The organism is Pelatocladus sp., assembly GCF_059505505.1.
Genome location: NZ_JCACKS010000057.1, coordinates 1 through 7,309, shown reverse-complemented (window position 1 = coordinate 7,309; position 7,309 = coordinate 1). Strand labels below are relative to the sequence as shown.

Here is a 7,309-nt window from a genome sequence, read left to right as displayed (position 1 = left end):
AACTACACCAAAACCGACTAATACCCAACCAGCACCACAACCAAATCCTCGTCCTTCTACACCAACTACACCAAAACCGACTAATACCCAACCAGCACCACAACCAAATCCTCGTCCTGTTAATTCTTCACCCTCTAGGATTAAGCCTACAAATAATAATAGAAATCCTGGTGGCTCACCTGTTTCTGGTAGTAAAATACCTAACGCTAAACCAATTAACTTTGTAGACATTCAATTGGGTGTCTTAGCCCCAGGTGATTTTAAATCTCAAGGTAGGTATTTTCACTTTTATCAGTTTGAGGGCAGGGAAAATCAATTAATTCAAATCAGACTGATTGGTAGTGCTGATCAACGCCGTTCTAACAATCTGAATCTAAATCCATTCATGATTTTGCTTGACCCCAATAATAACGTTCTTGCTAAAAGAAGTAGTGGAGAAGCAGGTAGTAACGGGGAAGTCAAAGATGCATTTCTATTTATCAGACTACCTGCTAGAGGTGTTTATACGATCGCAGTCACTAGCCGCAATCCTGGAGAAATAGGTCGTTATAGTTTAGCTTTAAGGAACGATAGAGCTAGTTACACTCTCGATGAATCAGACCAATTGGCAGCAAACGGCTCTAAACTCAAAAATAATGGCAGTCCTTACAATGTTTCTAGGTTTGAGGGTAAAAAAGACCAACTTGTGAGCATACGTGTAGATAGTGTCCTAGAACAGTTTTCTCCCTATATCGTTCTGCTCAATTCCAAAGGTCAAGTCATTGCTGCGGATAATGATAAAGATGGTAGATATACTGCTTTGATTGATCGAGCTAAGTTACCTGAAGATGGAACTTACTATGTTGTGGTGATTTCCTCTGCTCCTCAACGAACAGGTACATATCGATTGACTATTTTTTAGCCTTATCTGCCAACTATTAGGATTCGTGAATCATTCTTGAACAACAAAATCCCCGATTTCTTCAATAAATCGGGGATTTGGGTGTCTTAATTTCCACAACTGTTAGACAGATTGCTATACCAACAATCTTTACTGCGATACCCGCCAAATCTTGATCGTTTTGTCCAGACTACTACTTGCAACAGAATTACCATCAGCACTAAAGACTACAGACCAAACTTTGTCGTCATGTCCTTCAAGGGTGCGAATTTCTTCTCCTGTTTTCATATTCCAAAGTTTGATGGTCTTGTCCCAACTACCACTAGCCAAAGTCTTCCCATCTGGACTAAAGCTGACAGACCAAACCTTGTTGGTATGACCTGTAAATGTGTAACTTTCTTTACCAGTTTTTAAATTCCACAGTTTGATCGTGTTGTCCCAGCTACCACTTGCTAAAGTATTGCTATCAGGTGTAAAAGCAAGAGAATGAACTGCCTCTGTGTGACCTCTCAAGACGCGAATTTGTTTTCCTGTATGTAAATTCCACAGTTTTACGCTGTTGTCAAAGTAACTGCTACTAGCAATTATATTTCTATCAGGGCTAATAGCGATCGCATCTACTACGTCACAATCTCCTTTGAGTGTGCGAATTTGTTTGCCTGTGGTTACATCCCATAATTTAATACTCTGATCCCAACTGCCACTAACTAAAGTTTGGTTATCTGAACTGAAGGCAATAGACTGAACTGAGGCTAGATGTCCTTTTAAAGTCCGAATTAATTTTCCTGTTTGCAAATCCCAAATTTTGATGGTATTATCTGCACTGGCAGACGCAAGAATTTTGCCATCAGGACTAATAGCAACAGAATTGATCCATTCAGAATGCCCCTTCAAGGTGTGTAATTCTGTTCTTGTTGCCAGATCCCAAATTTTGATAGTTTTGTCTGTGCTTGCAGAAGCAAGTTTCTTACCATCTGGACTAATTGCCACAGACCAAACGGGGTAGGCATGTCCTTTGAGGGTGAGAGCGTCGCCGACCCCAAGATTAGCCCATGCCGCTTTATTCGGCTGACTAAAGCTTTCAGGAGACAAGCTGGTGGCAGCTGGGGCAGATTGCCACAGCCAAGTTCCTCCAGATCCTAAAACTATGATCGCCGCACCCGTTATAATTTTGATTTTTGAGTAGCTCATTTGTACAGATATTGCAAATTCAGCAGTTGCTTAGGTCTCATGCTGTGAAATTCACAAACCAGAGATTTGATATACTTTCCTGGGGATAAATTTATTTACCCATTGGATGAACGACTTTTCAGATTTATTGGTCAATATTTAACATTACTTTTTATATGTAAAAAAATGATTAAGTTGAGACTCGCCAAATTTTGATGATGTTGTCAAAACCACAACTAACTAAAATGTTGCCATTTTGACTAAAAGCTAGAGACTGAACTCCGTCGCCGTGTCCTGCTAGGGTGCGAATTAGTTCACCTGTTTTTATATTCCACAATTTAATAGTCTTATCGCTACTACCGCTAGCAATAGTTTGACCATCTGGACTCAGGGCAACAGACCGAACTCCTCCAGAATGGCCTGTAAGGGTACGAATTTCTTTTCCGGTTGTCAAATCCCAAATTTTAATGGTCTGATCATCACTACCACTGATCAGAGTTTTTCCATCTGGTGTCATCGTGATGGATGTTACAGCTTGGGTATGTCCTGTCAGAGTACGAATTTCGTTTCCGGTTGTCACATCCCAAATTTTGATAGTTTGATCACGACTACCACTGATCAAAGTTTTTTGATCGGGACTGAAGACGATAGATCGCACCCAAGAGGTATGGCCATTAAAAGTGCGAATTTCCTGACCAGTTGCCAAATCCCATAATTTAATCGTGTTATCGTCGCTACCGTTGGCTACAAGATTACCATCTGGGCTAATGGCCAGAGTATGAACTGAGTTTGTATGTCCCTCAAAAGTTCGGATTTCCTGTCCTCTGGCTAGGTTCCAGAGTTTGATAGTTTTGTCCTCACTACCACTAACCAAGGTTTGTCCGTCTGGGGTGATGCTAACAACATTAACGCGATCGCTATGCCCTTTTAAAGTAATGATTTCCTGTCCTGTTGTTAAACTCCAAAGTTTAATCGTGTCCCCACTGTTGCTGACAATTGTCTTACCATCTGGGCTAATCGCAACAGACAAAACCGATTTTGAAGGCGATTTGAAAGTGTGCGCTAAATAAAAATTCCCCATAGGCAATTTAGAGGATTGAGGAATAATTGCTTCGGTATTAGTTGCTGTATTATCCGATTGACCAAAACGAGAAGAAACAGAGATGTCAAAATGATGGGATTGGCGATAGAAGAATTCACCCAATACGATCAACATGACGAAAGAACTCAGCAAGAATAAATTTCTTACTAATGTGTATTTTTTCGGTACAAATGGCGGCTGAGTAGGTGGTAATATTACCGACGAGTTAGCTATTTCGGTTTTTCGTTCCGATAGCTGCTTAGGCTTAGGCATCAAAGCTTTCAGAACTTGTTCAGCTGATTGATAGCGCTGTTGAGTATCTTTTGCTAATAGCTTGTCAATAACTTCAGCCAGTTCAGTGGCGATCGGACTCTTTAAATAGTGTTGCCAATCTTGCACCCAAGCATAGCCATGTTCTGTCCACAGTTTAAAAGGAGAAACTCCAGTCAACAAATGAAAGCAAGTAGCTCCTAAACTGAATAAATCGCTGGCTGGGTAGGCTTTTCCATCTCTGATTTGTTCGATCGCTGAATAGCCATGTGAACCAATCGAAGTACCCATTTGTATGTGTACTTTCGCTGTTAATTGCTTTGAAGAACCAAAATCAATCAAGCATAGACGTCCATCATTTTTACGTCGGATAATATTCTGTGGCTTGATATCTCTATGAATAACTCCTCTTTCATGAATAAATCTTAAAACAGGTAATAAATCTAACAAAATATCTCGAATTTCTTTAGCACTATACCCTCTTTTTTGTTGCAACTCCTTTAACAAATTCTGTCCATCTATAAACTGCTGCACCAAATAAAGGTATGTGTTTTCTTCAAAATAAGCTAATAAAGTTGGTATTTGCGGATGTTCTCCGAGTTGTTGCAAACGCTGCGCCTCTCTTTGGAATAAATCCATCGCTTTAGAAAGGGCCCAGCTTTCTTGGAATTTAGGCGCTAACTGCTTGATAACGCAGCGTTCGTTAAGTTTATCGATATCTTCTGCCAAGTAAGTTCTACCAAATCCACCCTCATCTGACAGCACACGGATGACACGAAAACGCTTCCGTAACAGTTGTACGAGGGGACTGTTACAAGTTTGGCAGAACTCCTTTCCATCAGGATTGAGGGGATGTGGGCAATCAGGATTTAAGCAGCAGATCATTGATTACAAAAGGTACGACCGCGTGACAAATGACGCTAAGGATGCCCCGAAAACATTTTCTATATCATTAATAATCTCTTGTATTATACTAAATCTCTATGAAAATTTTTGTAAGTCTTTTGAGTACAAGCTAGTAAATGAATTAATCGGTAAATATCAAGCTATATCATTTTGAATTGTAAAATTTTGATGTATTGGATACACCACAACTTCATTGCTCGAATTAGTTATTGAAACTGAATAGTAGTAAGTATCAAGATAAATTTATCTAATCACTATAGACTCCTCAAACACCAAGAATGCCTAGAGTATGTGTAAGTTAAATCTTGCATACTTGAATATAGGCCTCCTATTTGATTTTTGTGAAGCTAGATACACTTCCTGTTCCCTGTTGAGAGTTCCCTGTTAAGAGTCCTCACAAGTAAATATGAGTTTTTGAAACGGGAGGCTACGCCAACAAAAATCAAATATAATTACTCTAAGTATAAGATTTTGAATTGCTCTTAAACTGTCTATTGATTTGTTTTAGCTAATGTCAATAGATTAAATTATACTTAAGTACTTCTCAAATTTTTTAGCATTGAGGAAGCTTTGTATGTTTGCACTTAGAATTACAAAGTAAAAAATTTTTCTCTGCCTCATCTAGCGCTATTGTATCTAAAATATCAGCTTGAGCTTTTGTTTTAGCTATTACAATCTTGATAATTGTGATAAATGTACAATGCTAACAAAATTAACTATTGTTGAAGATTAGCATTGACCAAAGTCAATTTTTAGTACAATATAATATCAATTTTAATAAAATAATTTTAAGGTTTTGCGGTTTTCCTGTTTTGACTGATGACGCAGGAAGTTATTATTTGTAGAGAAACCCAATTCGTAAGAGAGATTACTGTAGTCAAAGATTAAGTTTGTCAGGTTACTTTAATCAAGCCGAGTGAACGATAACAACTATGTCATACGTTTCCGTATTCAAAAGCATACCAGAAATTATTAGTCAGCCAACAGGGATAGCAGTATTAGCTTCTGTTGGTATCCACGGTGTAATCGCATTATTTCTGCCGTGGATGCAGATGGAAACTCAACCAAAACAGATAAAATCACCAAAAACTGGTGTCGGACTTGTTGAATTAAACCAGGCTGATCAAAGTCGTTTGCCACAGACAACTACATCTGCGCTTCCCAAGCAACCAGGGATTCCTTTACAAGGAAAACTTCCCCAAGCTGGACAAGTTCCTCTACAAGCGCAAGTTCCCCCATTTCCCAAGTTTGCGTTTAAATCAACACCCTTACCCACACAGCAACCGACAACTTCTCTGGTTGAGCCGCCATTAACCTCTATTCCCGTATCTCCTAATCGAGTTAGTATCCTACCTCTACCGAAGAAGAGCCAATTGCAAATAGAACAAAAGCAAAACTATACAACAACTGTTCCGCGTGTAAACGATAGGAAAATTGCTCGTTTGCAAGATGAAATTGACTTAGGAAAACCGCAACCACTACCTTCTTCTGTCAATACTTCTAACTCCTCATACCCCACAAACTTACCGGATTTACAAGCTGCTAACATCCCCACTAATTTACCTAACACGCCGACTTCCGTTTCTTCCAATAACTCTAGTAGTCCTAACTCTGGTACTTCGAGTGGGTTGCAAAATCAGGAATTTCCAGTTGCGACAAGTACTCCGCAACCAGGAAGTAACCTAGCAATGGGAGGTACAAATTTACCACAATGGCAATCACAACAATCCACGCCTCAAACAGCCAATTTGCCATCAACAGCGACAACATCCCAGACGACAGCACAGCAAATCGCGAAAATAAATTCTTTAAATGATCAATTGCGAAAAGTAAGAGATCAATACCCCAACATTGAAACCAAAAAACTCATCTCCGAAACCGTTAGTGGTCAAAGAGGTCAGGAAGGTAAAATAGAGGGTGGTTTGGTATACACCGATGGTAAGGTTGAATCTATAGAATTTTTTGACAGTTCAGTTTCATCTAGCCTCAAAGTAGCAGCACGGGAATATTTTAGAGAGTATTTCCAGAAAAATCCTGTGCAGGCTAATGGCAAACCCCAGTATTATCCATTTCGACTTTCTTTCTTACCAAATAATAATATTGCTCCCGCAGCAGCTACTCCATCAAAATTACCTGCACTAGCTCCTCAAAAATTGCCTATTTTGCAAACACCCCAAGCACAGTCATCCCCCAATGAACAACAGGATTTAAAACAGCGTTTGCGATCGCTTCCACAAAATCAATCATCACCGCAACAGCAGCAACAGCAGCAACCCGTACAATCAACTGTCAAACCCACACCACAATCAGTGCAAGCGGGGACAAATCAAGCTCAACCCATACCAAAACTATCCCAGCCACAAGTTAATAACAACAGTCAAAATACCAACCAAAAACTGCTAGAACAGCTGCGCCAAGTTAAACAGGAAAGGCAAAACTAAAATTAACAAGTAACAGTTATCAGTTAGTTTTTTACTGATAACTGATTTATACTACCAACCCCGTTCTGCTTTTTCAAAAATGTAGGTAGCTACTTCGATAATTTCATCTTCGCTTAACTTGCTTTTAAAAGCAGGCATAGCATTTTTGCCGTTTTGCACCTGGTGAATAATTGCTGCAAGTGAGTCAGCGTTATAATTTTCCAGATACTTTTGTAAGGCTTCCTTTCTCAATGTTTTCTCAGCGATGAGGACATTCCCACCACCAATATGACAAGAAGCACAATTAGAAGCAAATATTTTGGCAGCACCAGATATTTCGGCCGCCTGTGCTGGACTGGTAAATATAAAAATAAACAGAGCGATCGCAAATAGCAGAAATAATAATAGTAGTCTCAAAGTCTTGACCTCGCAATAAGCTTCCAGCCACCGAAAAATAAATCCTTTCAGTAATATTCTATGGCTGTTCAAAGCTTTCAAGGCCTAGGCAACAGGTAGGACTTTAATAAGTGAACTACCCAACACCAACCCTACTGGGTATGGTGTGGGCTTCCAACTTCACGG

Annotated in this window: 5 protein-coding genes; 2 read left to right on the top strand and 3 right to left on the bottom strand. The window is 39.5% G+C overall.

Annotation, left to right across the window (positions count from 1 at the left end; genetic code table 11):
• Positions 1-901, top strand: a 901-nt coding sequence (locus AC5JMK_RS05790; RefSeq protein WP_495909622.1) for a PPC domain-containing protein, incomplete at its 5' end; no start/stop codon positions are given.
• 129 nt (positions 902-1,030) lie between these two features.
• Here AC5JMK_RS05790 and AC5JMK_RS05785 read toward each other — a convergent pair.
• Together AC5JMK_RS05785 and AC5JMK_RS05780 are read right to left on the bottom strand one after the other, a co-directional pair.
• Complete coding sequence (locus AC5JMK_RS05785) at positions 1,031-2,071, bottom strand: WD40 repeat domain-containing protein (protein WP_096675215.1); 1,041 nt, start codon at positions 2,069-2,071, stop codon at positions 1,031-1,033.
• Positions 2,072-2,240: 169 nt separating this feature from the next.
• Entirely contained in the window at positions 2,241-4,286 is a 2,046-nt protein-coding gene (locus tag AC5JMK_RS05780) for a serine/threonine-protein kinase (RefSeq protein WP_096675216.1), read from the bottom strand.
• Between the two features lie 953 nt (positions 4,287-5,239).
• Here AC5JMK_RS05780 and AC5JMK_RS05775 point away from each other — a divergent pair.
• Positions 5,240-6,748: a hypothetical protein gene (locus tag AC5JMK_RS05775; protein WP_495909621.1), complete on the top strand. Its 1,509-nt coding sequence runs from the start codon at positions 5,240-5,242 to the stop codon at positions 6,746-6,748.
• A 51-nt stretch (positions 6,749-6,799) separates the two neighbouring features.
• Here the strand turns inward: AC5JMK_RS05775 and petJ are convergent, their stop codons facing one another.
• Positions 6,800-7,144 carry a cytochrome c6 PetJ gene (petJ, locus tag AC5JMK_RS05770; RefSeq protein WP_096678838.1) on the bottom strand — a complete coding sequence of 115 codons (345 nt, stop codon included), beginning with the start codon at positions 7,142-7,144 and terminating at the stop codon, positions 6,800-6,802.
• Between the last annotated feature and the right edge of the window lie 165 nt (positions 7,145-7,309).

Excerpts from the sequence above, each read along its gene's own strand:
- AC5JMK_RS05780 (WP_096675216.1), bottom strand. The coding sequence starts at position 4,286 with ATGATCTGCTGCTTAAATCCTGATTGCCCACATCCCCTCAATCCTGAT.
- AC5JMK_RS05775 (WP_495909621.1), top strand. The coding sequence starts at position 5,240 with ATGTCATACGTTTCCGTATTCAAAAGCATACCAGAAATTATTAGTCAG.
- AC5JMK_RS05785 (WP_096675215.1), bottom strand. The coding sequence starts at position 2,071 with ATGAGCTACTCAAAAATCAAAATTATAACGGGTGCGGCGATCATAGTT.